General features: G+C 69.6%; 18 protein-coding genes and 1 rRNA gene. 5 read left to right on the top strand and 14 right to left on the bottom strand.

Annotated features, from left to right (window positions below):
• The 3 genes from rrf to ACIO3S_RS29180 all read left to right on the top strand — a co-directional run.
• Positions 1 to 94, top strand: a 5S ribosomal RNA gene (rrf, locus tag ACIO3S_RS29190); the annotation flags it as partial.
• Between the two features lie 127 nt (positions 95 to 221).
• Complete coding sequence (locus ACIO3S_RS29185; RefSeq protein WP_400470334.1) at positions 222 to 1346, top strand: tetratricopeptide repeat protein; 1125 nt, start codon at positions 222 to 224, stop codon at positions 1344 to 1346.
• Positions 1347 to 1588: 242 nt separating this feature from the next.
• Entirely contained in the window at positions 1589 to 2080 is a 492-nt protein-coding gene (locus tag ACIO3S_RS29180; protein WP_201451419.1) for a DUF3145 domain-containing protein, read from the top strand.
• Between the two features lie 112 nt (positions 2081 to 2192).
• Here the strand turns inward: ACIO3S_RS29180 and ACIO3S_RS29175 are convergent, their stop codons facing one another.
• The 7 genes from ACIO3S_RS29175 to aceE form a co-directional block, all read right to left on the bottom strand.
• Positions 2193 to 3641 (bottom strand): acyl-CoA carboxylase subunit beta, encoded by a 1449-nt coding sequence (locus tag ACIO3S_RS29175; RefSeq protein WP_400470331.1) that lies wholly within the window; start codon positions 3639 to 3641, stop codon positions 2193 to 2195.
• Entirely contained in the window at positions 3641 to 4909 is a 1269-nt protein-coding gene (locus tag ACIO3S_RS29170; RefSeq protein ID WP_160028562.1) for a beta-ketoacyl-ACP synthase II, read from the bottom strand. The genes ACIO3S_RS29175 and ACIO3S_RS29170 overlap by 1 nt, the downstream gene beginning before the upstream one ends.
• A 91-nt stretch (positions 4910 to 5000) precedes the next feature.
• Positions 5001 to 5252 carry an acyl carrier protein gene (locus ACIO3S_RS29165; RefSeq protein WP_091051955.1) on the bottom strand — a complete coding sequence of 84 codons (252 nt, stop codon included), beginning with the start codon at positions 5250 to 5252 and terminating at the stop codon, positions 5001 to 5003.
• A gap of 51 nt (positions 5253 to 5303) precedes the next feature.
• Positions 5304 to 6290 carry a beta-ketoacyl-ACP synthase III gene (locus ACIO3S_RS29160; RefSeq protein ID WP_160028564.1) on the bottom strand — a complete coding sequence of 329 codons (987 nt, stop codon included), beginning with the start codon at positions 6288 to 6290 and terminating at the stop codon, positions 5304 to 5306.
• On the bottom strand, positions 6287 to 7477 hold the full coding sequence (locus tag ACIO3S_RS29155; protein ID WP_160028566.1) for an acyltransferase domain-containing protein: 1191 nt from the start codon (positions 7475 to 7477) through the stop codon (positions 6287 to 6289). The genes ACIO3S_RS29160 and ACIO3S_RS29155 overlap by 4 nt, the downstream gene beginning before the upstream one ends.
• Before the next feature lie 103 nt (positions 7478 to 7580).
• Complete coding sequence (locus ACIO3S_RS29150) at positions 7581 to 8768, bottom strand: helix-turn-helix domain-containing protein (protein ID WP_160028568.1); 1188 nt, start codon at positions 8766 to 8768, stop codon at positions 7581 to 7583.
• Between the two features lie 109 nt (positions 8769 to 8877).
• Positions 8878 to 11679 carry a pyruvate dehydrogenase (acetyl-transferring), homodimeric type gene (gene aceE, locus ACIO3S_RS29145; RefSeq protein ID WP_400470324.1) on the bottom strand — a complete coding sequence of 934 codons (2802 nt, stop codon included), beginning with the start codon at positions 11677 to 11679 and terminating at the stop codon, positions 8878 to 8880.
• Between the two features lie 124 nt (positions 11680 to 11803).
• On the opposite strand from aceE, the gene ACIO3S_RS29140 reads away from it, so the two are divergent.
• The gene (locus ACIO3S_RS29140) at positions 11804 to 12697 is read left to right on the top strand and encodes a carbohydrate kinase (RefSeq protein WP_400470321.1); all 894 of its coding nucleotides are present in this window, start codon (positions 11804 to 11806) and stop codon (positions 12695 to 12697) included.
• On the opposite strand, the gene ACIO3S_RS29135 is transcribed toward ACIO3S_RS29140, so the two are convergent.
• The 4 genes from ACIO3S_RS29135 to ACIO3S_RS29120 form a co-directional block, all read right to left on the bottom strand.
• Positions 12694 to 13251 (bottom strand): RNA polymerase sigma factor, encoded by a 558-nt coding sequence (locus ACIO3S_RS29135; protein WP_400470319.1) that lies wholly within the window; start codon positions 13249 to 13251, stop codon positions 12694 to 12696. The two genes, ACIO3S_RS29140 and ACIO3S_RS29135, sit on opposite strands and share 4 nt — an antisense overlap.
• A gap of 2 nt (positions 13252 to 13253) precedes the next feature.
• A complete protein-coding gene (locus ACIO3S_RS29130; protein ID WP_400470316.1) occupies positions 13254 to 13709 on the bottom strand; it encodes a peroxiredoxin family protein in 456 nt (151 codons plus the stop codon).
• Positions 13710 to 13801: 92 nt separating this feature from the next.
• Positions 13802 to 14758 carry an NAD(P)/FAD-dependent oxidoreductase gene (locus ACIO3S_RS29125; RefSeq protein ID WP_400470313.1) on the bottom strand — a complete coding sequence of 319 codons (957 nt, stop codon included), beginning with the start codon at positions 14756 to 14758 and terminating at the stop codon, positions 13802 to 13804.
• Positions 14755 to 15879, bottom strand: coding sequence for a glutamate-cysteine ligase family protein (locus ACIO3S_RS29120; RefSeq protein ID WP_400470310.1), 1125 nt, complete (start codon positions 15877 to 15879; stop codon positions 14755 to 14757). The genes ACIO3S_RS29125 and ACIO3S_RS29120 overlap by 4 nt, the downstream gene beginning before the upstream one ends.
• Before the next feature lie 67 nt (positions 15880 to 15946).
• On the opposite strand from ACIO3S_RS29120, the gene ACIO3S_RS29115 reads away from it, so the two are divergent.
• Positions 15947 to 16723: a siderophore-interacting protein gene (locus ACIO3S_RS29115; protein WP_400470307.1), complete on the top strand. Its 777-nt coding sequence runs from the start codon at positions 15947 to 15949 to the stop codon at positions 16721 to 16723.
• Positions 16724 to 16763: 40 nt separating this feature from the next.
• Here ACIO3S_RS29115 and ACIO3S_RS29110 read toward each other — a convergent pair whose 3' ends face one another.
• Genes ACIO3S_RS29110 through ACIO3S_RS29100 form a run of 3 tightly spaced genes read right to left on the bottom strand, consistent with a single transcriptional unit; the run spans position 16764 to position 23010 of the window.
• The gene (locus ACIO3S_RS29110) at positions 16764 to 20399 is read right to left on the bottom strand and encodes a LamG-like jellyroll fold domain-containing protein (protein ID WP_400470304.1); all 3636 of its coding nucleotides are present in this window, start codon (positions 20397 to 20399) and stop codon (positions 16764 to 16766) included.
• 23 nt (positions 20400 to 20422) lie between these two features.
• Positions 20423 to 22141 carry an amylo-alpha-1,6-glucosidase gene (locus tag ACIO3S_RS29105; RefSeq protein ID WP_400470300.1) on the bottom strand — a complete coding sequence of 573 codons (1719 nt, stop codon included), beginning with the start codon at positions 22139 to 22141 and terminating at the stop codon, positions 20423 to 20425.
• Between the two features lie 14 nt (positions 22142 to 22155).
• On the bottom strand, positions 22156 to 23010 hold the full coding sequence (locus tag ACIO3S_RS29100; protein ID WP_400470297.1) for a carbohydrate ABC transporter permease: 855 nt from the start codon (positions 23008 to 23010) through the stop codon (positions 22156 to 22158).

The following is a 23010-nucleotide window of genomic DNA, read 5'->3' as shown; positions in this document are numbered from 1 at the left end:
AATACCCGGTCCCATCCCGAACCCGGAAGTCAAGCCCTTCAGCGCCGATGGTACTGCAACCGAGAGGCTGTGGGAGAGTAGGACGCCGCCGGACAAAATTTCAGGTAGAGGCCGCCCTTTGGGGCGGCCTCTACTGCTTTTACTGGCACTGAGTTTGTCAACGCGATGGTCCTCGGATCGTTCGAAGTCGGCTGCGGGAAGCAGCAGTGAGGAAGGCAGCTATGGCTGACGAGCGCCGTAGCAACAGAGGCGGTAAGCCCGCCGGACGCCCCGGGCGTCCGAAGAGCTCGAATTCATCGACCGGTGGCCGAGGCGGCCGATCGAGTGACGGCAAGCCGGGCGCTGGTCGACCGAGTGGTGGTCGGCCTGGTGCTGGACGGAGCAGCGATCGCCGTGATGGCGCCGCTGGCGGTCGCGGAGGCGACCAGCGTCGTGACGGTGGCCGCGGAGGCGACGAGCGTCGCGACGGCAAGCCGTCGACCGGACGCAGCGGCCCCCGCGCCGGCGGCCGCTCGGACGGCCCGAAGCGCTCTGACGGCCCGAAGCGTGGTGGCAGCAGCGACCGCAAGGGTGGCTACTCCAAGGATCGTGGCGGTAAGCCCGGTGGTAAGCCGCAGCGCCGCTTCGACGAGCCGCGTGAGGAGCGCACAGCGGATCAGCGGATCTACGACGGTCCGGAGCTGCCGGAGGAGGTCACCGGCAAGGAGCTGGACCGCGCGATCTCGGCTCAGCTGCGAGGTCTGCCCGAGAAGCTGGCGGCGCGGATCGCCCGCCACCTGGTTGCTGCTGACATGTTCATCGACTCCGACCCCGAGCTCGCCTACCAGCACGCCAAGGCGGCGAAGTCGCGTACGCAGCGGATCGCTGTGATTCGCGAGGCGCTGGGCGAGGCTGCGTACGCTGCCGGCCACTACTCGGAGGCACTCGCCGAGCTGCGTGCGGCGAAGCGGATGAACGGCGCGACGGCGTACCTGCCGATCATGGCGGACTGCCACCGCGCGCTCGGCCAGCCCGAGCAGGCGATCAAGCTCGCGCACAGCCCGTCGGTGGCGAACTTCGAGGCGCCGGCGAAGGCCGAGATGACGATCGTCGAGGCCGGCGCTCGCCGGGACATGGGCCAGTTCGACGCGGCCCTGCGGATCCTCGAGCAGTCGCCGCTCAACAACAAGAGCCGCGAGGCCTGGGTCGTGCGGCTGCGCTACGCGTACGCAGACACGCTCCAGGACGCTGGCCGGGACAAGGACGCGCTGACCTGGTTCCACCGCACCTACGCGATCGACTCCGACGAGATCACCGACGCCGCGGCGCGGGCCGAGGCCCTCGAGAAGACGGTCGAGAGGGACTGAGGTCCGTCTCAAACGCGCAATCAGTGGCGATCGGCAGCTATGCCGGTCGCCACTGGCCGTTTTGCTCCGATACTGGAGATCCTGGGCGCGGTAGGTAAGAATAGATGTACAACTACATCCGTGTGATCACCGAGATGTTCCTTCACGCATGATCGAGCCCGCTGGGGAAGGCGTAGCTCGCGCCGCAACGAAGGAGATAATCGGTGACCACTCAGATCAAGGACCCGAGCGCCTCGCGTGGCATCGCACGAGGCGTTGTGTTCGTGCATTCGGCTCCCTCCGCGCTCTGCCCTCACATCGAATGGGCCGTCGCGGGGGTACTAGGTGCGCCGGTGAACTTCGACTGGACGGCGCAGCCCGCCCAGGCCGGCACCTACCGAGCCGAGCTCTTCTGGTCCGGTGCGGTCGGTTCCGCGGCGGCGATCGCGTCGGCGCTGAAGGGATGGACGCACCTGCGCTTCGAGGTCACCGAGGACGGCACCTCGACCTCCGAGGGTGCGCGCTACTCCTTCACCCCCGACCTCGGCGTCTTCCATGCCGTCACCGGGATGCACGGCGACATCATGATCCCCGAGGACCGGCTCAAGGCCGCAGTGGTCAAGGCCGCCCTCGGTGACACCACGCTCGAGCTCGAGGTCGACAAGCTCCTCGGCAAGCCGTGGGACGACGAGCTGGAGACGTTCCGTCACGCGGGGGAGGGCGCGCCCGTACGCTGGCTGCACCAGGTCGTCTGAGCGACCGTCGTCGGCCGCAGAGCACGGCCACGAAAACGCCGAGTCGGCGCGTCCTGACGCGCCGACTCGGCGTTGTTTTCGGTCAGGACGCGCCGACTCGGCGTGGTTCGGGTCAGAGCGGGATGTTGCCGTGAGCACCGCGGCGTACGCCGACGGTCTGGATCGCTTCCTCGAAGGCGGCCGCGATCGCGCTGCGGGTCGCCGACGGCTCGATGACTTCGTCCACGACACCGATCTCGACAGCCTTGTCGACACCACCGGCGAGACGCTCGTGCTCGGCCGCGAGCTCCGCCTCGACCTGGGCACGGAGGTCGGGCGCGACCTCGGCGAGCTTACGGCGGTGCAGGATGCGGATCGCGGCCACCGGGCCCATGACCGCGACCTCCGCGCCCGGCCAGGCGAAGACCTTGGTCGCACCGAGGGATCGGGCGTTCATGGCGATGTAGGCGCCACCGTAGGTCTTGCGGGTCACCAGGGTGACCCGGGGGACCACGCACTCCCCGAAGGCGTGCAGGAGCTTGGCTCCGCGGCGTACGACCCCGTCCCACTCCTGGCCGACGCCGGGCAGGTAGCCGGGGACGTCGACGACGACGATCAGCGGGACGCCGAGGGCGTCACAGAGGCGTACGAACCGGGAGGCCTTCTCCGCGGAGAGGGAATCGAGGCAGCCGCCGAGCCGCAGTGGGTTGTTGGCGACGACGCCGACGGTGCGGCCGCCGAAGCGACCGAGCGCGGTGACGATGTTGGGGGCCCAGCGAGCGTGCAGCTCCTGTGCGGTGCCCTCGTCGAGGATGTTCTCGACCAGCGGATGCACGTCGTAGGCGCGCTTCTTCGACTCGGGCAGCTGCTCGGAGAGGTCCTTGTCCTCGACCGCGGCGACGTCGAGGCCACCCTGGGAGCCGAGGAGAGCGGTGACCGTGCGGGCCTTGTCAAGCGCCTCGCGCTCGGACTCGGTGAGAATGTGCACGACGCCGGAGCGGCGGCCGTGCGGCTCGGGACCGCCGAGGCGGAGCATGTCGACGTCCTCACCGGTGACGGAGCGTACGACGTCCGGACCGGTCACGAAGATGCGGCCCTCGGGGCCGAGGATGACGACATCGGTGAGGGCGGGACCGTAGGCAGCGCCGCCGGCGGCCGGGCCGAGGACGACCGAGATCTGCGGGATCTTGCCGCTGGCCTGCGTCATCGCGTGGAAGATGCGGCCGACCGCGTGCAGGGAGAGTACGCCCTCGGCCAGCCGGGCGCCGCCGGAGTGCCACAGGCCGATGATCGGGATGCCGTCGGTCATCGCGCGGTGGTAGGCGTCGACGACCACGCGGCAGCCGAGGTCGCCCATCGCGCCACCCATGACAGTGGCGTCCGAGCAGAAGGCGACCGCCCGGGTGCCGTCCACCTCGCCGACGGCGGCCAGCATGCCGGAATCGTCGTCGGGGGAGATGAGCTGGACGGTGCCCTCGTCGAAGAGCGCCCTGAGCCGGGTCAGCGGGTTTCGGGGATCCTGGTCGCGAGGAAGCTTCTGCTGCTTCCTCGCGGCAACAGCCGCGGGGGCTGTGATGGTCATCAGATGCTTCCGTAGACGACCGCTACGTTCGCGCCACCGAAACCGAAGGAGTTGTTGAGGGCCGCGATGTCGCCGACCGGCAGGTCGCGTGCCTTGGTGGCGATGTCGAGCTCGACCGCGGGGTCGAGGTTGTCGAGGTTGATCGTCGGCGGCGACTGGCGGTGGTGGATCGCCAGGACGGTCGCAACGGTCTCGAGGGCTCCGGCACCACCCAGCAGGTGGCCGGTCATCGACTTGGTCGAGGTGACCACGACGTTCTCGACCTGCTTGCCGAGGGTGGCGTGGAGCATCAGGCCCTCGGCGATGTCGCCCTGAGGGGTCGAGGTCGCGTGGGCGTTGACGTGGACGATGGTGTTCGGGTCGATGTCGCCGTCCTCGAGCGCGCGCTTGATGGCTCGGCTGCCGCCGCGACCCTCGGGGTCGGGCTGGGCGATGTCGTGGGCGTCGGCGGTCACACCGGCGCCGAGGACCTCGGCATAGATCCGGGCGCCGCGGGCCTGGGCGTGCTCGAGCGTCTCGAGCACGACGATGCCGGCGCCCTCACCGAGTACGAAGCCGTCGCGGGCGGTGTCCCAGGGGCGGCTGACCGCGGTCGGGTCGCCACCATCGGGGCCGGAGGCGGTCTTGGACAGGGCCATCATGTTGGCGAACGCGGCCATCGGCAGCGGGTGGATCGCTGCCTCGGTGCCACCGGCGAGGACGACGTCGGCGCGGCCCAGACGGATCTGGTCGGCGGCCAGGGCGATCGCCTCGGAGCCGGAGGCACAGGCAGAGATCGGGGTCTGAGCCGCGGCGCGGGCGCCGTAGATCAAGGAGATGTTGGCTGCCGAGGCGTTGGCCATCAGCATCGGGACGGCCAGCGGGCTGACCCGGCGCGGCCCCTTGGCCAGAAGCGTGTCGTAGTTGTCGAGCAGGGTGGTAACGCCGCCGATGCCGGTGGCGACAGCGACACCGAGGCGCTCTCCGTCGAGGCCGGCCTCGGTGGCCGTACCCTCGAAGCCGGCGTCCTTCCAGGCCTCGGCCGCGGCGACCACGGCGAACTGCGCGGAGCGGTCCAGGCGTCGCGCCTTGACCCTCTCCAGGACCTCGGACGGCTCGACGGCGACACGGCCGGCGATGCGTACGGGAAGGTCCTGGGCCCACTCCTCGGTGAGCTCGCGGATGCCGGAGCGGCCGGCGATCAAGGCATCCCAGGTGGTGGCTACATCTCCGCCTACCGGGTTGGTGGTGCCCAATCCAGTGACGACGACTCGGGTGCGGCTGCTCATGTGGTCTCCGTGTGAGGTGTTGGCGCGTTGGGTCAGGTGAAGCAGATCCGGCGGCTCGGCCTGGGAGGGTTGGCCGAGCCGCCGGGGCGCGTCAGGCGTTCGCGGAAGCCTTCTCGATGAAGCTCACCGCGTCGCCAACGGTCTTGAGGTTCTTGACCTGCTCGTCGGGGATGGATACGCCGAACTTCTCCTCGGCAGCGACGACGACCTCGACCATGGACAGCGAGTCGACGTCGAGGTCATCGACGAAGGACTTGTCGAGCTGAACGTCGGCGACATCGATGCCGGCGACCTCGTTGACGATCTCGGCGAGGTCGGAGCGGATCTCTTCGGTGGTGGCCATATGTGGTGCTTCCTCTCGGATTTGTGTGGTGAAACTCTGGGTGGTGCGAGACTACGGAACGACGACGACCTGGGCTGCGTAGACCAGTCCGGCACCGAACGCGATGAGCAGGGCGGTGTCGCCCGACTCAGCCTGACCCTCCTCGATCATCCGCTCAAGAGCAAGCGGGACCGAGGCGGCCGACGTGTTGCCCATGGTGGCGATGTCGCGGGCGATCTTGACCGACTCCGGAAGCTTCATGGAGCGGGCCAGGGCGTCGACGATGCGCATGTTGGCCTGGTGCGGGACGAAGCAGTCGAGCTCGTCGGCGGTGATGCCGGCCTTCTCGAGCGCCTCCTGGCCGACCTTGGCCATGGCGTAGGAGGCCCAGCGGAAGACGGGGTTGCCCTCCATCGTCAGCCAGGGAGTCTCCTTCGCCTCGATCGCGTCGAACCAGTCGGGGGTCTGGATGTGGTCGGCCTTGTCGCCCGAGGAACCCCAGACGACCGGGCCGATCCCGGGCTCATCGCTCGGGCCGACGACCGCGGCGCCAGCGCCGTCGGCGAAGATGAAGGCGGTGCCACGGTCGTGCGGATTGGTGATGTCGGAGAGGCGCTCGACACCGATGACGAGTACGTTGCGGGCGCTGCCGCCGCGGATGAAGTCGCTCGCCATCGCGATGCCGTGACAGAAGCCGGCACAGGCCGCCGAGATGTCGAAGGCGGCCGGGTGGTCGGCACCGAGCTCGTCGGCGATCAGCGCGGCTACTGCGGGCGTCTGACGCATGTGGCTGACGGTGGCGACGATGACGCAGTCGATCTGGTCGATGCCGATCTTGGCGTGCTCGAGCGCCTTGCGGGAGGCGGTGACCGACATCATCTGTACGGTCTCCTCCTCGCCCGCCCAGCGACGCTCGGTGATGCCGGAACGGGTGCGGATCCACTCGTCGGAGGAGTCGATCAGATCGACGATCTCGCTGTTGGGGACCACCCGGGTGGGGCGATAGCCGCCTACGCCGAGGATGCGGGCGTGCGGGGAACCTGTCGGGGCAGAGATCACGAGTGCTGGACTCCTGTCGGGTGCAGCCGCAGCAGCGGCTGACCGGGGGATACGAGGTCGCCGTCCTCGACGAGCCATTCGATGACCTCGCCGCCGTGGGCGGACGTGATCGCGATCGTGTCGCGGAGACTGGCGATGGCGCCGATCTCGGCGCCGGCCGGAATCACGTCGACCCCGGACACGGTCTCGGAGAGCTTGAAGGTTCCCTTGGACGGGGAGACGACCATGCGCCAGGTCGGCGTGGTCTCGATCGGGTTGGCCTCACCGTGCTTCTCGACGAACGCGCGGGCGTCGTCGAGCTGGTCGGGAGTCTTCAGGGCGAAGGTCTCGACGCCCTTGAGGGCGCGCTTGGCGATCCCCGTCAGGGTGCCGGCCGGCGGCATCTCCAGGATGCCGGTCACGCCGATGTCGGACATGGTGTCGAGGCAGAGGTCCCAGCGCACCGGGTTGGCGATCTGGCCGACGATCCGGTCCAGTGCCTTGGCGCCGTCGTGGACGATCTGGCCGTCCTTGTTGCTGATCAGGCGCGTACGCGGGTCGTGGGTCGAGACGCTCTGGGCCAGCCGGCGGAGGTGGCCGACGGCGGGCTCCATGTGCTTGGTGTGGAAGGCGCCGGCGACGCTGAGCGGCATCAGCCGGGCCTTGGCGGGAGGATCGGCGGCGAAGGCCTCGAGCTGCTCGAGGGTGCCCGCGGCGACGATCTGGCCGGGGCCGTTGTCGTTGGCGGGGGTGAGGCCGTGCTTCTCGATCGCGGCCAGCACCTCCTCGCGGACACCGCCGAGGACCGCGGTCATGCCGGTCGGCGTCTTCGCGGCGGCCTCGGCCATGGCCTTGCCCCGCTCGCGGACGAGCACCATCGCCTGCTCGGCGCTGATCGCGCGTGCGCCCGCGGCGGCGGTGATCTCACCGACGCTGTGGCCGGCGACCGCTCCGATCTTGCCGAAGGCGTCCGCGGGCTGCGGGAAGAGCTCGAGCGCCGCGACCAGGCCGGTGGCGACCAGCAGCGGCTGGGCGATCTCGGTGGCGCGGATGGTCTCTGCGTCGGCATTGGTGCCGTAGTCGATCAGGTCGATGCCTGCGACGGTTGAGAGCCACTCCATACGAGCGGCGAAAGCGGGGTCCTCCAGCCACGGGGTGAGGAATCCTGGTGTCTGAGCACCTTGTCCTGGGGCGACAATGACGAGCACGCAACGATAGTCCCGTCTGGAGGGGTGTCGGTTCACCTTCAGCGGCAACGAATATCTCTCCCGCAATCTTGTAGGGGTTCTACAACTTGCGTCGCTGCCAGCCTCAGTGGTCCTGTTGCCGGCCGAGAATCAGGGCAACCTGCAGGGCGAGAGCGTCGCGCGAGTCGGTCGGGAGGAACCCGGTGAGCTCCGCGACCTGCTTGAGCCGGTAGCGCACCGTGTTGGGGTGCACGAACAGTGTGCGCCCGGTGGCCTCGAGGCCGCCTCCGGCGGCGAAGTACGCCGCCAGCGTCTCGATCAGGGTGCTGCGGGCCTCCACCAGCGGCCGGTAGAGATTCTCGATGAGGTAGCGGTGGGCCCACGCGTCGCCGGCCAGGGCACGCTCGGGCAGGAACGACTGGCTGCGTGCCGGGCGTGGTGCGTCGGGCCAGCCGGGCGCGGCCCGGTAGGCGGAGAGCGCGGCCCGGGCGGACTCGGCGGCGGTGGCGAGCCCGGCCGCCATCGGTCCGACGACGACGGGCCCGTCGGCGAAGAGGTCGGCGATGCGCTCGGCTGCCTCCAGCGGGTCCTCGATGCCGCCGAGCAGGGCCACGAGGCGGTCACCCTGGACCGCGCACAGGGTGTGCAGGTCGTGGGCGCGGGCGCGGCGGCGTACCTCTTCCATGGCGGCGTCGAGGCGGACGCCGTCGGGGGCGTGGCCCAGCACGGCGCACAGCGGCAGGTCGGCGTCCCAGCCGAGCGCGCTGGCCCGGGAGAGGACGACCTCGTCGGTCTCGGCACGCAGGACCGCGTCGACCACGAGCGCCTCGAGCCGGGCGTCCCAGGCGCCGCGCTGCTCGGCGGCGCGGGCGTAGACCTCGGCGGTGGCGAAGGCGACCTCGCGGGCGTAGCGGCCGATCGCCTCGTGGACGTCGGCGGCGTCCTCGGGCCCGAGGAGGTGGTCGATGTTGGCCTCGACCACCTCGATGGAGAGGCGTACGAGGTCCACGGTCTGCTGGAGCGTGATGATGCCGGTCAGCGCACGGGGCGCGACGCCGAACATCGACGCGGCCAAGTCGGGCTTGGCGGTGTCGGCGGAGGCGCCGCCGCCGTACCAGCCGACGAACTCCTTGATGCCCGCCTGCACGATCAGGCCGACGAGGGAGCGGTTCTTCGCGGAGAGGTCCTTGAACCACGGCATCGCGTCGTCCATGCGCGACGTGGCGGCCGTCGCCAGCCGGCCGGTCGCGCGCCGCAGCGCCTGCGCGGTGCGCCGGCGGGTGGGAGGAATCACTGCGGTCACGTTGTCCATTCTTGCGCTTAGTACATCTGATGACATGCCGAGTCGGCGCATCCGACCCCTCTGGCTCGCTTCGCTTCGCCAGACACGGGGTCAGATGCGCCGACTCGGCGCCACGAGTTCAGGCGTCTCCGCCCTCCTGCATGATGCCCTTCGTCGCCGTCGGGTCGTCGATGCGGTAGGTGTCGAAGGCCTTCTTCACCAACGCGGCGTCGATCTCGCCGGCCTCGGCCAGGGCCTGGAGGGCCTGGACGACGACGGACTGGGCGTCGATCTGGAAGAAGCGACGCGCGGCCGGGCGGGTGTCGGCGAAGCCGAACCCGTCGGCGCCGAGTACGCGGTAGTCGTCGGGCACCCAGCGGGCGATCTGCAGCGGGACGGCCCGCATGTAGTCGGAGACCGCGACGACGGGGCCGTTGGACGCCGAGAGCTTCTCGGTGACGTACGGCGTGCGCGGGGTCTCGCCAGGGTGGTTGAGGCTCCACTGCTCGGCCTCGATGGCGTCGCGGGCGAGCTCGTTCCACGAGGTGACCGACCAGGTGTCTGCCTTGACGCCCCAGTCCTCCTCGAGGATGCGGGCAGCCTCCTCGACCCACGGGAACCCGACGCCGGAGGCGAGCAGGCGGACCTTGGGGCCGTCTCCCTCGGCGGTCGAGACCTGGTGGATGCCCTTCAGGATCCCCTCGAGGTCGACGTTGTCGGGCTCCTTGGGCTGGCTGACCGGCTCGTTGTAGACGGTCAGGTAGAAGATGACGTCCTCGCCGTTCGGGTGCTCCTCGGTCGAGCCGTACATCCGCTCGAGGCCGCTCTGCATGATGTGCGAGACCTCGTAGGCGAACGCGGGGTCGTAGTGCACGACCGCCGGGTTCGTCGCCGCCAGCAGCGGCGAGTGACCGTCGGCGTGCTGGAGACCCTCACCGGTCAGCGTGGTGCGACCGGCGGTGGCGCCGACCAGGAAGCCGCGGCCCATCATGTCGGCCATCGCCCAGATCGAGTCGCCGGTGCGCTGGAACCCGAACATCGAGTAGAAGATGTAGAACGGGATCATCGGCTCGCCGTGGGTGGCGTACGCCGTGCCGGCAGCGGTCGCCGACGCCAGCGCCCCCGCCTCGGAGATGCCCTCGTGCAGGAGCTGGCCCTGCGCGGACTCCTTGTAGGAGAGCAACAACTTCCGGTCGACGCTCTCGTACTGCTGGCCGCCGGGGTTGTAGACCTTCGCGCTCGGGAACATCGCGTCCATGCCGAAGGTGCGGTACTCGTCGGGGGCGATCGGCACGATGCGCTTGCCGATCTCCGGGTCACGCATCCAGTCCTTGAGGAGCCGGACGGTGGCCATCGTGGAGGCGATCTTGTTCTTGCCGGAACCCTGCTTGAGCTCGGCGTAGACCTTCTCGCCCGGCAGGGTGAGCGGCTTGAACTCGACCCGGCGCTGGGGGAGCGGACCGCCGAGCTGCTTGCGGCGCTCCATCATGTATTCGATCTCGGCCGACTCGGGACCCGGGTTGAAGAACGGCGCCGCGCCGGTCTGCTCGTAGGTCGCCTCGAGCTCCTTGTCGGAGATCGGCAGGAGCAGACGGTCGCGGAACTTCTTCAGGTCCGCCATGGTCAGCTTCTTCATCTGGTGGGTGGCGTTCTTGCCCTCCAGAGCGTCGATCGTCCAGCCCTTGATGGTGTGGGCCAGGATGACGGTCGGCTGCCCGACGGTCTTGGTGGCCGCGTCGAAGGCCGCGTAGACCTTGCGGTAGTCGTGACCACCGCGGGGAAGCTTGCGGATCTGCTCGTCGCTCATCTGCTCGACCATCTTGCGAAGGCGCGGGTCGGAGCCGAAGAAGTTCTCCCGGACGTACGCACCGGTCTCGACCGAGTAGGTCTGGAACTGGCCGTCGGGGGTCGAGTTCATCTTGTTGACCAGGGCGCCGTCGACGTCCTTGGCGAGCAGCTGGTCCCACTCGCGGCCCCAGATGACCTTGATGACGTTCCAGCCGGCGCCGCGGAAGTTGGACTCCAGCTCCTGGATGACCTTGCCGTTGCCGGTCACCGGGCCGTCGAGCTGCTGCAGGTTGCAGTTGATCACCCACACCAGGTTGTCGAGCTCCTCGCGGGCGGCGACCCGGATGGCGCCGAGCGACTCGGGCTCACCCATCTCGCCGTCGCCGAGGAAGGCCCACACGCGCTGGTCGGAAGTGTCCTTGATGCCGCGGTTCTGCAGGTAGCGGTTGAACCGCGCCTGGTAGATCGAGTTGATCCCGGTCAGGCCCATCGAGACCGTCGGGAACTCCCAGAAGTCGGGCATCAGGCGCGGGTGCGGGTAGGAGGAGATGCCCTGGCCGACCCCGTGCTGCACCTCCTGGCGGAAGCGGAAGAGCTGCTCTTCCTTGAGCCGGCCCTCGAGGAAGGCACGCGCGTAGATGCCGGGGGAGGCGTGGCCCTGGATGAAGACCTGGTCGCCGCCGCCGGGGTGGTCCTTGCCGCGGAAGAAGTGGTTGAAGCCGACCTCGTAGAGGCTCGCGGAGGACTGGTAGGTGGCGATGTGGCCGCCCACCTCCAGGCCCTTGCGGTTGGCGGAGGAGACCATGACGGCGGCGTTCCACCGGATGAAGGCCCGGATGCGTCGCTCGATGTCCTCATCGCCCGGGAACCACGGCTCGCGGTCGGAGGGGATGGTGTTGATGTAGTCGGTGCTGCGCAGTGCGGGGACGCCGACGGACTTCTCTCGGGCTCGCTCCAGCAGACGCAGCATCATGTAGCGGGCTCGCTCGCGTCCGCTCGACTCGAGCATCGCGTCGAACGAGCCGAGCCACTCACTGGTCTCTTCGGGATCGATGTCCGGAAGCTGGGTCGGTAGACCCTCGTGGATTACGGTCGGCTGGGCGGGGGTCGGGCCCTGCGGACCACCAGTCGTCTCGGTGGATTGTTCGGTCACATCCTCAATGGTCGCACGCGGTCGAGGGCGGACGCCCACCCGCGGTGGGTTACTGGACAGTAGGCGGTTTCTGCTGGTCAACCCCGGAAAAATCGTTCGTACGCCGAGTTGCTAATCTGCCGCCGTGACTAGCCTGGATCGTGACAATGCCGTTGCCGACGTCTTGGTGGTAGGTGAGGCGCTGGTCGACGTGGTCACGACCGCCGATGGCGTGACCCGGGACCACCCCGGCGGGAGCGGCGCCAACGTCGCCGTGGCGCTCGGCCGGCTCGGCCGACCGGTGCGGTATGCGGCTTCGTTCGCCGATGATGCTCGGGGTCGCTCCTTGGCTGCTCATCTGGCTGATTCGGGTGTTGTGATGGCGTGCGACCCGCACGTGCTGGCCCGCACCTCGACCGCGCAGGCCACCATCGCGGCCGACGGGTCGGCGACGTACGTCTTCGACCTGGACTGGAAGCTCGGCGAGATCACGGTGGGGACGCCGCGGTTCGTCCACGTCGGATCGCTCGCGCCGGTGCTCTCGCCGGGCGCCGAGACGGTCTTCGAGCTGCTCGACGGGCTCCCCGACTCCGTCCGGGTCCTCTACGACATCAACATGCGGCCCACGCTGACCGGAACCGGCCAGGAGGTCGTCTCGCGGATCGAGCGGGCGGCGGCGTACGCCGATGTGGTCAAGGCGAGCGACGAGGACCTGGAGACGCTCTACCCCGGGGTCGGGCTCGACAAGGCGGCCGCGCGGCTGCTCGAGCTCGGTGCAGGTGCGGTCGCGGTGACCCGCGGCGGCGACGGCGCCAGCTGGATCACCACGTCCGAGCGGATCGACGTGGAGGCCGAGAAGGTGACGGTCGTGGACACCATCGGTGCCGGCGACACCTTCTCCGCGGGCCTCGTCGACGCGCTCTGGGACGACTTCGAGCGCGACCGTCGCGAGGTGCTCGCCCACGGCGTCCGGGCGGCGGCGGTCACCGTCTCGCGTGCCGGTGCCAACCCGCCGACCCGTGCCGAGCTGAACGGCTAGGCCACCTCTTCGAGGCCGGCCCGGAGCGCTGCTCGGGCTCGATGCAGGCGCGACTTCATCGCCGGCAGGCTCAACCCCAGGTGCCTCGCGACCGATCTGCCGCTGTAGCCGTGTACGTCGCGCAACAGCAGCACCTGCCGTTGGTCGGCCGGAAGCCTCGCGATGGCCGCGGAGACCTGACGAGCCTCGATCTCCGCCAAGGCGGCCTCCTCCGCCGACGAGCTCGTTCGAAGGGGCAGATCGGTCACCTCGGCGAGGACGTGCCTCCTGCTGATGGTCCAGCGACGAACGCATTCGTTGCGCACGATGGTGAACATCCATGACGCCAACGCTCCGGTCGCTCGCAGCGTCCCGATCTTGCGATAGAGGATGACCAGCGCCTCCTGCGTGGCATCCTCTGCATCCTGTTCGCTCATGCACAGCGACGTGGCGAACCGCCGCACGTGTGGATGTGCCCCTTCGATGAGCACCGAGATCGAGGCCACGTCGCCGGCCTGCGCTGACCGGATGACGGCCGTGTCGGGCCACGGACGGCGCGTCTGCTGGTTCGGCACGATCACCCCGCGCGTTGAGGCAGGGCGTCGAGCGCGGCGAGTACGTCGCGGTGACGGTATCCGCCGGTGGGCATGGTGACGATGTCCGCGTACGTGACCCGGCCGACAGCGTCTACGACGATGGTTCCGGACTGCATCATCGAGCCGAGCAGGCGGCGGGCGAGGCCGAGGTCACCGTGGAGGCCGGGGACGACGGGGAACGGGATCTGCCGCCGGTCCGCCCAGGCCTGGGCCGTGGTTGCTTCCTCGGGGACGGCGATCAGGACCCGCAGGTCCCGGTCGCGGAAGTCCGTGGCGTTGGACGTGAGGGTGCGTACGTGGGCGTTGCACATCATGCAGGTCGTGGCTCGCATGAAGTAGACGAGCGTGCCCCGGTGGCCCTCCCCGAGGAGATCGGCCGCCGTGCCGTCGCTCAGCCGCACGGAGGTGTCCTCGATCGTGCTTCCTACCTCGATCACGTGTGTTCCTCTCTGTTCTGCCCGCGGCGCGGGCTATCGCAGACAGGAGTGGTCCAGCGGGCAAAAGGATTCACCTCGGCCGCGGCCGATGATCAGGCGGTCTCGAGCGCGAGTCGCTCGGCGAGCGTACGTCCCAGCCAGGCCGCGGAGCGGATGGCGCTGCCGCAGTTGGCGACGAGGACGCCTGGGCTGGGCTCGTCGACCACCAGCGTCTTCTGTGCGGTGTCGACACCCCAGAGGATGTCGTCGACGCGGGCATCGCGGAGCCACGGGAGCGTCGTGGCGAGCCCGCTGTCGAGGATCTCCTTCCAGTGGTCGACGGGGCCCGAGGTGTCCTCGTCCTCGACGATGTCCTCCTGCCCGACGACGACGCGCAGCCGGCCGTCGATGAGCTTCACGAAGACATACCCGAAGCCGTCGCCGATCGGCACGATCGTGTGGGGCAGCTGCTCCCGTTCGGGGGGAACCGGGAGGTCGAGCACGAACAGCTGGCGCTTCTCGGCCTCTGCGCTGACCTGCGGGAACACCGATGCGTTCGCCGCGCCCATCGCGCCCAGGACCCGGCGGGCGCGGATCGCGCCGCGCGAGGTCTCGACCACATGACCGCTCCCGTCAGGGCGTACGCCGGTGACGAGCGCGTCGACCAACGTCGCTCCCGCTTCCTGTGCCTGGTCGCGGAGCATGCCGACAAGCCCGGTCGCGGAGACGTTGAGCGCAGGGATGTGCTCTCCGGTGTGCAGCAGGTGGTAGGTGTTCTCGATCATGTCCAGCTCCGCGCCGTCCGCGGCGCCGCGGATGAACTGCTCGGTCTGGGTCGTCATCTCCCGCTTGACCGGGTCGGGCCACGTCCACCGGATGCTGCCGCCCGCATAGCGGTAGGTCGCGACATGGGCGGGATCGTCGGCGGGGTCGTGGTCGATGAGGACCACGCGCAGGCCGGGCCGGGCCAGGAAGATGGCCGTCGCGGCGCCGATCGGGCCTGCTCCGCAGATCGCCACGTCGGCCTCTGCAAGATGTTCAGCGGTCAGGTCGGCGGGCAGATCAGTCAACGAAGTCCTTCCGGGTGGTACATCAGGCCGGTGCGCGAATATGCGTCCAGAAGGCTATCGGCTGGGGTCCGTTCCTGGCTCAGCAACTGGTCCAGACAGGCGAGGTGGCCGACTTCGTCCCGCATGCCAGCACGTTCGGTGAGTGCCCGGCGGGCCGCCGTGAGCACCTCACGGGCGCCGGCGGCGATCTCCGGGTCGGTGAACCCCGCGGTCGCGGCCCGCTGGTGCAGGTCGCGACTGGGCTTGTCGGCCAGCCCGGGAAGGTCGTCGGCGAGGCAGACGCCGAGCGTCAGTGCCGCGCCGGCGAGCAGCAGGTCGCGGGAGAGGAAGGCGTCGTAGGCCTTGAACTCGATGCGTCCCTCCTCGCGTGGGATCCGCGGCGGGTGGACCATGGTGGGCTCGGCGCCGGCGGGCGGCTCGACGAAGCAGCGCGCCGCCACGCGTCGCCAGGTGCGCTCGTAGGTGCGCTTGCTGGGGCCGCGCCACGCCCGGCCGGCGTGGAAGGGCGAGCTGAAGCTGAACGGCACCATGAAGGGGCTGTAGGAGGTCAGCCGGCGGGTCACCTCGACGACCTGCTCCGCGGAGAACCCGGGAAAGGAGAGGTTGATGTCGGGGCCGTAGCTCAGGTTGGAGACCTCGGCGTGGTCGTACTCACGATGCTCGGCCCGCATCGCCCGCTCCCACTCGTTGAGCGGCGGGTCGAGGACGTACGCCTCCCGGACCGGGTTGAAGCCGACGATGCCCAGCTGCAGGCCGATGGGAGCGAGGCGCTTGGAGATGTCGTCCTGGAGATCGATCAGCCGGTCGGCGGCCTCGGTGGTGCTCGAGCAGACCGGGGTGCGGATCTCCACGCCCTTGACCAGCATCGTCGTGAAGGTGCCGTCGGCGTCGAACCGCTCGTCGCCCTCGAGGTACCAGTAGCCGCTCTTGATCCCCAGGTCACCGCGGACGAGGTCCTCGTCGGTGGTGCCGGAGCCGTCGGCAAGGGCGCGTTGGAGGGTGTCGAAGTCGAGATCCACGAAGTCATGGAAGGTGCCCATGTCGCGAAACGTGCCCGCGCCTACGTCGGGTGATTCCGTCACCAGGGCATACTCGAACTCGAACCCGGCGGAGTAGAGCACGGCGCAACTCTAGGGCAGTGCGCGGGCCATCATCCGCATTTCTCGGAAATTAGGTTAGGCTCCCCTCATGTTTCGCGCGGTGAAGCCGGAGACAAAGCCGGAGACGAGGGTCGTGGTCACCTCGACCCGGCGTCTCAGTGCTGGGATGACCCGCGTCCATCTCCGCGCCGAGGACCTCTCCGCGTTCGAGGGCAGCGTCTGCACCGACCGGTTCGTGCGTCTGGAGATCCCGGTCGGCGACGGCTCGACCGTCTGCCGCACCTACACGGCGCTGGACCCCTCGGTCGCCGAGGGCACTTTGGCCATCGACTTCGTGCACCACGGCGACGAGGGCGTCGCCGGCCGATGGGCCGCCACCGCCGGCCCCGGTGACGTGCTCACCGTGCGTGGGCCGGGCGGGACGTACGCTCCGGACCCGGCCGCCGACTGGCACCTGCTCGTCGGCGACGAGTCCGGTCTGCCCGCGATCCGGGCGGCGCTGGCGGCGCTGCCGGCCGACGCCGTCGGCTATGCCGTGATCGAGGTGCCCTCCGCGGAGCATCTCCAGCAGGTCGAGGCGCCGGCCGGGGTCGAGGTGCGCTGGCTGGACGCCACCATCGACCCGCCTCTGGAGGTCGTCGTCCGCGAGCTGCCCTGGCTGCTCGGCCGGGTGCACGCGTTCGTGCACGGCGAGGCCGAGGTCACGATGCAGCGGATCCGCCCCTACCTGCTGCGCGATCGTGGAGTGCCGCGCGGCGACCTGTCGATCTCCGGCTACTGGCGCCGCGGGAACAACGAGGACAGCTTCCGTACGTGGAAGCGCAGCCAGGCTGCTGACCGCGAGGTCGCACACTCAGCGCACTGAGATGGAGCCGCGGCCGCCCGGAGGGGCGGCCGCGGCGTACTCAGTCCGCGGCCAGCGGTGTCACCGTCATCCGGTCGAGGTTCGGGGCCCACGGTGACCGAAGGCCCAGCTCCGGATAGCGGTCGGAGATGTAGGTCTCACCGTTCCAGTCCGGCAGCTCCTCGGAGCGGAAGGACAGCGTGTTCTCGCCCGGCTTCAGCTCTGCGTAGAACGTCAACGTCCAGAAGCCGTTGTCGTGGAAGCTGTGCGGGAACCAGACCCGGCGGGCCTTCTCGCCGTTGACGCTGACGTCGGCGTGCCGGGCCAGCGGGTCCGGGTTGTAGTGCGAGGCGGGTGACTGCTCGCCGTTGGAGTAGCGCACCGTGATCGCGTACGTCCCGGCCCGAGGTGCCGTGGTGGCCAGCGTCAGTGCGTTGCCGTTGCCCGGGTCGCCACCGACACCGGTGACCGCCTTGCCGCCGTCGGCGAGCGAGTAGGGCGCGACCTTCGCCGAGCCCTTCAGCGCGCCGTCCTCGGCCTGGGTGGTCACCGATCTCAGCGTGCTCGCCGACGGACCGACACGGAACCGGTCGACCAGTAGCCGGCCCTGCTCCGCGGTCAGGGTGATCTTGTTGATGCCGCCGGAGAGGAACACGTCTCGCGACACCGGCCGGGTGACGACCCCGAGATTCTGTCCGTTCAGCGCTAGCCGGATGCGCCCCGACCCGAGGGTGTCGAACCGGAGGCGGTGCTCGCCGTCGTCGGGCGAGTAGACCCAGAACGTCGCGGTGCCGCGGGCGAGGTCTGCGGCGCCGGACCCGGACACCCCGGCCTTCGAGTAGTCGGCCCGTGCTCCGTCGGTGAGCGTCGCGTCCTCACCCTCGTAGGTGCGTTGCGTGGCGGCAGGGTTCGACAAGGAGAGGTCGATCTTGTCGATGATCGCGTCTCCTCGGGTGCGTTCGGTGCCGTCGAGGCTCCGCGCCGCGATCGAGATCGTGTGCTTCCCGGCGGTCAGGTCGACCGTCGTGTCGGCGTGGTCCCACACGACCCACTTGTAGCCGAGCGGCAGATGGATCTCCTGCTCCTGCTTGCCGTCGACCGTGATGAAGGCGTTGGTCGGACCCTGGTCCTTGACCAGGCCGTAGGTGTTCAGAGAGTTCGCGAACACGCTCAGGTCGTAGGTCCCGTCCTTCGGCACGTCTACGGCGAAGTCGAGCTTCACGTTCGAGTCGGTGCGGATGCCGCCGACGTTGTACGAGCTCGACGTGTAGAAGCCGCCCAGGTTGGAGGGACTGCCCTCGGGCCCGTTGCGGGAGTAACCCGAGCCAGAGTGCGCGGCGTCCTCGGCCTCGTACGTCGCTCGCCACAGCTGCGGCGGCGCGGCCTCGGCCGTCGCGTTGGCGCCGGGCGTGACGATGATCTGGTAAGCGGACTCGGCCGAGAGGGCGGGGACGCCGTCCTTGCCGAACCAGAACCCGACACCGCCGTCACTGACCGGGAGGTTCATCTCCGCGACCTCGGCCGGGCCGCTGTTGTCGCCGAGCTGACCCGACCAGCCGATCTCCTTGACGGCGACGTGCACGCTGGACCCGAACGTCGTGGGGTCGACCCCGTCGAAGTCGACGTAGGACTCCCCGTCGGCGCCCCCGATGATCGCCTCTGCCCGTCGTCGATCGCGATCGAGGGCCGCGACGCCCTGCAGCGTGTAGCTCTCGTTCGGGCGGGGCGGGGTGAGCTTGACCGTCTGGCCCGTCATCTGGCTGTAGGCGTTGAGCAGCCACCACTGCCCGTTGGCCTTGTTGGCCTCGACGGCGGAGTCGGACAGGTTCCCGTCGATGTTCCAGTAGGCGATGTCGCCGTCGACCTTGCTGTCTTCGAGCGCCGAGACCCACTGGATCATCTGACCCGGGACCGAGGTGTGGTAGTTGAACGCGTACTCGTTGATGTTGATCGGCAGATGCTTCCCCGCGTACGGGGTGCCCTGGTAGATCGTGTCCTCCCACCCGCGGAACCTCGCCACGTTGGTCCGGATCGAGGCCGGGTTGCTCAGCTCGTGCCAGGTGATCACGTCCGGCATCGTGTCGTTGGCCAGCGCGTGCTTCATGAAGCCCTGCACCTGGTCGTAGAGGATGCTCGTGTTCGGACCGGCGATCCGGGCGTCGGGGAGCTCGCTCCTGATGAGGGCGTGGACCTCGTCCCAGGCCTTGAAGTAGTGCTGCGGGTCGTTGAGCCAGCTGACCCTGTTGTAGCTCCACTCGCCGGTGCCGAACATGTTGCCCTCGGGCTCGTTGAACGGCACGAAGACGACGTGGCTGCGGTACTTCTCCGGCAGCGCCTTGACCTGCTCGACCTGGGTCCTGATCTTGGCCTTGAAGTCGTCCAGCTTGGCCTGCGGGGTGTCGCCCGGCCACTGGTAGGGGAACCCGCGGTAGATGTCGGTCATGTAGATGTAGACGTCGCCGCCGGAGCCGTCCACGAGCGGCTCGAGCACCTCGAGGGCGTCCGCGCCCGGGTGCTGCGGACCGTCCTGAGCCTTGGTCGACACCGTACGCAGGTTGATCCCGTCGATCAGGTTGCTCGAGGGGAGGTCCTTGCCGTAGACCCCGTAGAGCGTGCCGGACGCGCCACCCATGACATCGCCGGTGGGCTCGGCCAGGTCGATGTCGACCTGGTTCTCGTAGCGGACGGTCACCTCGGCCGAGACCGCCCGCCCGGCGGCGGTGCCGGCCAGCGTGAAGGTGCCGCGGTCCGCGTACTTCGCCGGATCCACCTCGTCCCAGGCGATCGGTACGTCGCGGTCGTAGCCGTCGCTGAACGTGGCCCGTACCGAGGCCGGCAGGTCCGGCTCCTTTCCGACGTCGGTGTAGACGTCGAAGGACGTCTCGGTCGGCTCGACGATCGTCGGAGGGGTGACTCCGGTGGCCTGGCCGAGCTGCTCCGGGGTGAGTGCCGCACCGTAGACCGTCACGTCGTCGATCGAGCCGCCGAACAGATTGTCGGCGGGGAACATCGACCTGCCGAGGAACCCGCTCGTCGACGCGCCGACGACGAGATCGGAGGCGGTGATCTTCGTGCTGGTGGCCGCGACGGCTGCGCCGTCGAGGTAGGTGGTGAGCCGGTCCGACTCGGTGTCCAGGGTGACGGCGACGGTATGCCAGGACTTCTCCGGGAGCGGGGCGTAACCCGAGTTGGTCGCCTCGGCGCCGGTTCCCGCCACGGCCGCTGTACGCAGCACCGACCCGTTCGAGGGAGTGAGGAACAGATAGCGACTGGTGTCCTTGCCCAGGTCGAGGATCCGCTGCCAGGAGCCGCCGCCTCCGTCCCAGCTCACCCGCGCGGTGACCGTGAGGTCGGTCCGTCCCTCGAGGACGCCCTTGGGGAGGGTGACGTAGGCGCCGTCCGACGAGGACGGCCCGCCAGGCAGGTGCAGCGCCTGGCCGCCGCCGTCTCCGGGGACGGTGTCGGCGGTGCCGCCGTTCACCAAGGTGCCGTCGAGCCCGTTGCCGGAGTCGTCGGCGACCGTCCCGCTGGCCGGGTCGTCGTCGAAGGCGTAGTGGACGACCGGGTCGGGCACGGTGACCTCGGCGGCACCGGCGCGTGGGACCACGCCGGGTGCGGCCAGCGCGACGGCGGCGACCGCGGCGGCCGCGGCCGCGGTGGCCGTCCTGGGTGGTGTGGACGTGAAGGGTGATCTCATCGGTAGCTCCTTCTGTTGTGGGGTCACGACCGCCGAACGTGATCGGCGGCGAAGAGGAGGTAGACCGCGGCGGTCCAGGTGTAGGCGCGGTCACGCAGCCCCGCGCCGGTGCGAGCGTCGAAGTTCTCGGCGAAGCCGGACTTCTCGCACAGTGCCCTGAACCGCTCGCTGACGACGTCGGCGACGGCCGGGAACCCGCTGCGACGCAGGCCGTCCTCGATGAGCGCGGTCGACGGCGCCCAGATCGGGCCTCGCCAGTAGCCGTCGTCCTGGTAGCTGGGCGAGGAGACCGGCTCGGTGGCAGGTCCGTAGTCGGTCAGGTGATCGCCGAGCCGGTCCGCCATCGTCGTACGGATGTCGGACGGGAGCCGGTCCCCGAGCACCAGCGGCAGCAGGTTCAGCAGGCTGGACCCTGTGCTCCGGCGGCCCGAGAGCGCGCCCACGGCGACGAACTCGGCGCCCGTCCAGAGCTGGTCGACCAGCGTACGGACGAGCTCGTCGCCGACCTTGCGCCAGCTGGCCGAGGGATGCCCGAGCTCGTCGGCGAGGTCGGCGAGGACCTCGAGCTGGACCGCGAGGAACGCGGCGAGGTCGGGTGACTCGACGACCCGGTCGAGGTCGAACGTCGTGGAGTTGTCCCACCCGCTGTCGTTGCCGTGCTGGTAGTAGGGCAGGTCGTGGCCGGGCCGTCGCCTGGAGTCGAGCCAGAACCTGCTCCAGCGGACCAGGCCGTCGTGGATGCGCTCGAGCTCGTCGGTGGCGAGGGCCCGTGCCGCGGTCGCGCGCAGCCGGCTCAGCGCCCAGCCGTGGATCGGGGGCTTCACGTAGTTGTAGAGGACCTCGGTGTGCGTCACCGAGTCGGGCAGCGCGCCGTGGTCGTCCTGGTGGTCGAACGGCGCGAGGAACTGGTCGAGAGCGGCGTCCGGACGGCCTGGAGCGAGCGCCATCGCGTTGAAGCAGTGGTCCCAGCTCCACAGCTTGTCCATCCAGTGCTTGGACATCAGCACCGACTCCCGACCCAGCAGACCGCTGGGGGCGACCGTCGCCGACCACAGGACGTACGCCGCCAGTGCGGCCGCCGGGGTGCGCGCGTCACGCCACGGGGCGAGGTCGTCGAGGTAGCCGGCGAAATCTGCTGTCGAGTCCGCGACGACCTCCTCGAAGGTCGCTGCCTCCGCGGGCGCTGTCTGCTGCGAGGTCGCCTCGCGTACCTCGGCCTCCCAGTCGCCGCCGTCGCTTCCGAGCAGGATCGACCTCGTCGCCTCGCCCAGTGCCTCGGAGCCCTCGACCGAGTGCTCCCCGCGCAGCACGGTGACGCGGTAGCGGTGGCCGGTCTCGTAGCTGGTGAAGACGACCGCGCCGTCGCTCGGGTCGGTGAACAGGTACGTTCCGGTGAACGGGGTGAGCCCGGCAGCGGCATCGCCGAGCCGCAGCGCGAGGCCGGAGCCGCGGAGGCGTACGGCGTCCGGGCCGGCGAAGGCCGCCTCGACTCGGCCGTCCTCCCGCGCCCAGGTCAGGACAGCGGGGCTCGCGGACCAGGTCGTCTCGACCGGCAGGCCGCTGCGCTCCGGCCGCAGCGCGAGCACGCCGTGGAACCCGTTGCGGTGGGAGACGAGGTGGATCGTGTCGGTGCGGGTGTGCAGGGCGACCACGGGGGAGAGGTCGAGCCAGGAGCCGCGCCGGGAGAACGGGATCTCCCGGACGTCGAAGGCGGCCTCGGTCGAGGTGTCGTGCAGCGGCATGCGTGGGGTGTCCTTCAGTCCTTGACGGCGCCCGCCGTCACGCCGGCGGCGACGTACCGCTGGGCGACGACGAGCAGGATGGCGGTGGGGATCGAGGCGACGACGGCGGTCGCCATCAGCGGGCCCCACTCCTGGTTCTGGGAGCCGATGTAGTCGTAGAGCCCCATCGTGATCGGGCGCAGCGAGCCGCCCTCGCGGTTGAGGGTGGAGGCGAAGATGAAGTCCGACCACGCCCACAGGAAGGCGAACAGCGAGACGGTCACCGCCGAGTTGCGCGAGATCGGCAGGACGACCTGGGTGAAGGTCTTCCAGGGGCTCGCGCCGTCGATGGCCGCGGCGTGGAGGAGGTCTCGCGGGATGCCGGCCATGAACGCGGAGAACAGCATGACGCCGAACGGGATCGCGATCGTGGAGTCGGCGACGATCAGGCCGGGGACGGTGTCGAGGATCCCGAGGTCGGTGTAGACGGTGTAGAAGCCCAGCGCCATCACGACGCCGGGGACCATCTGCGCCACGATGAGGCAGAAGTTGAGCACCCGCCGGCCCGGGACGAACAGCGACGACATCGCATAGCCGGCCGGAGCTGAGACGAGCAGCGTGAGCGCGACCGTCCCGATGCCGATGATCAGGCTCGTCCCGAGATACGGCAGCTGATCCTGAAGCACCACCCGGTAGTGGTCGAGGGTGAACGACGTCGGGAACAGGCCGCCGCTGCGGATGGCGTCGCGCTGGATCAGCGAGACGTTGACCATCCAGTAGAGCGGGAACAGCATCAGCGCGGTGAGGACGAGGCCGATGCCGGTCTTCACCCAGGCCGAGGCGGTCCGTGCTGTCGGTGTGATCGGTGTGGTCGGTGTCGAGGTGTGCAT

The sequence above is a fragment of the Nocardioides sp. NPDC087217 genome (assembly GCF_044744805.1).
Taxonomy (GTDB): Bacteria; Actinomycetota; Actinomycetes; order Propionibacteriales; family Nocardioidaceae; genus Nocardioides.
This window is presented reverse-complemented; position numbering and strand designations above follow the sequence as displayed.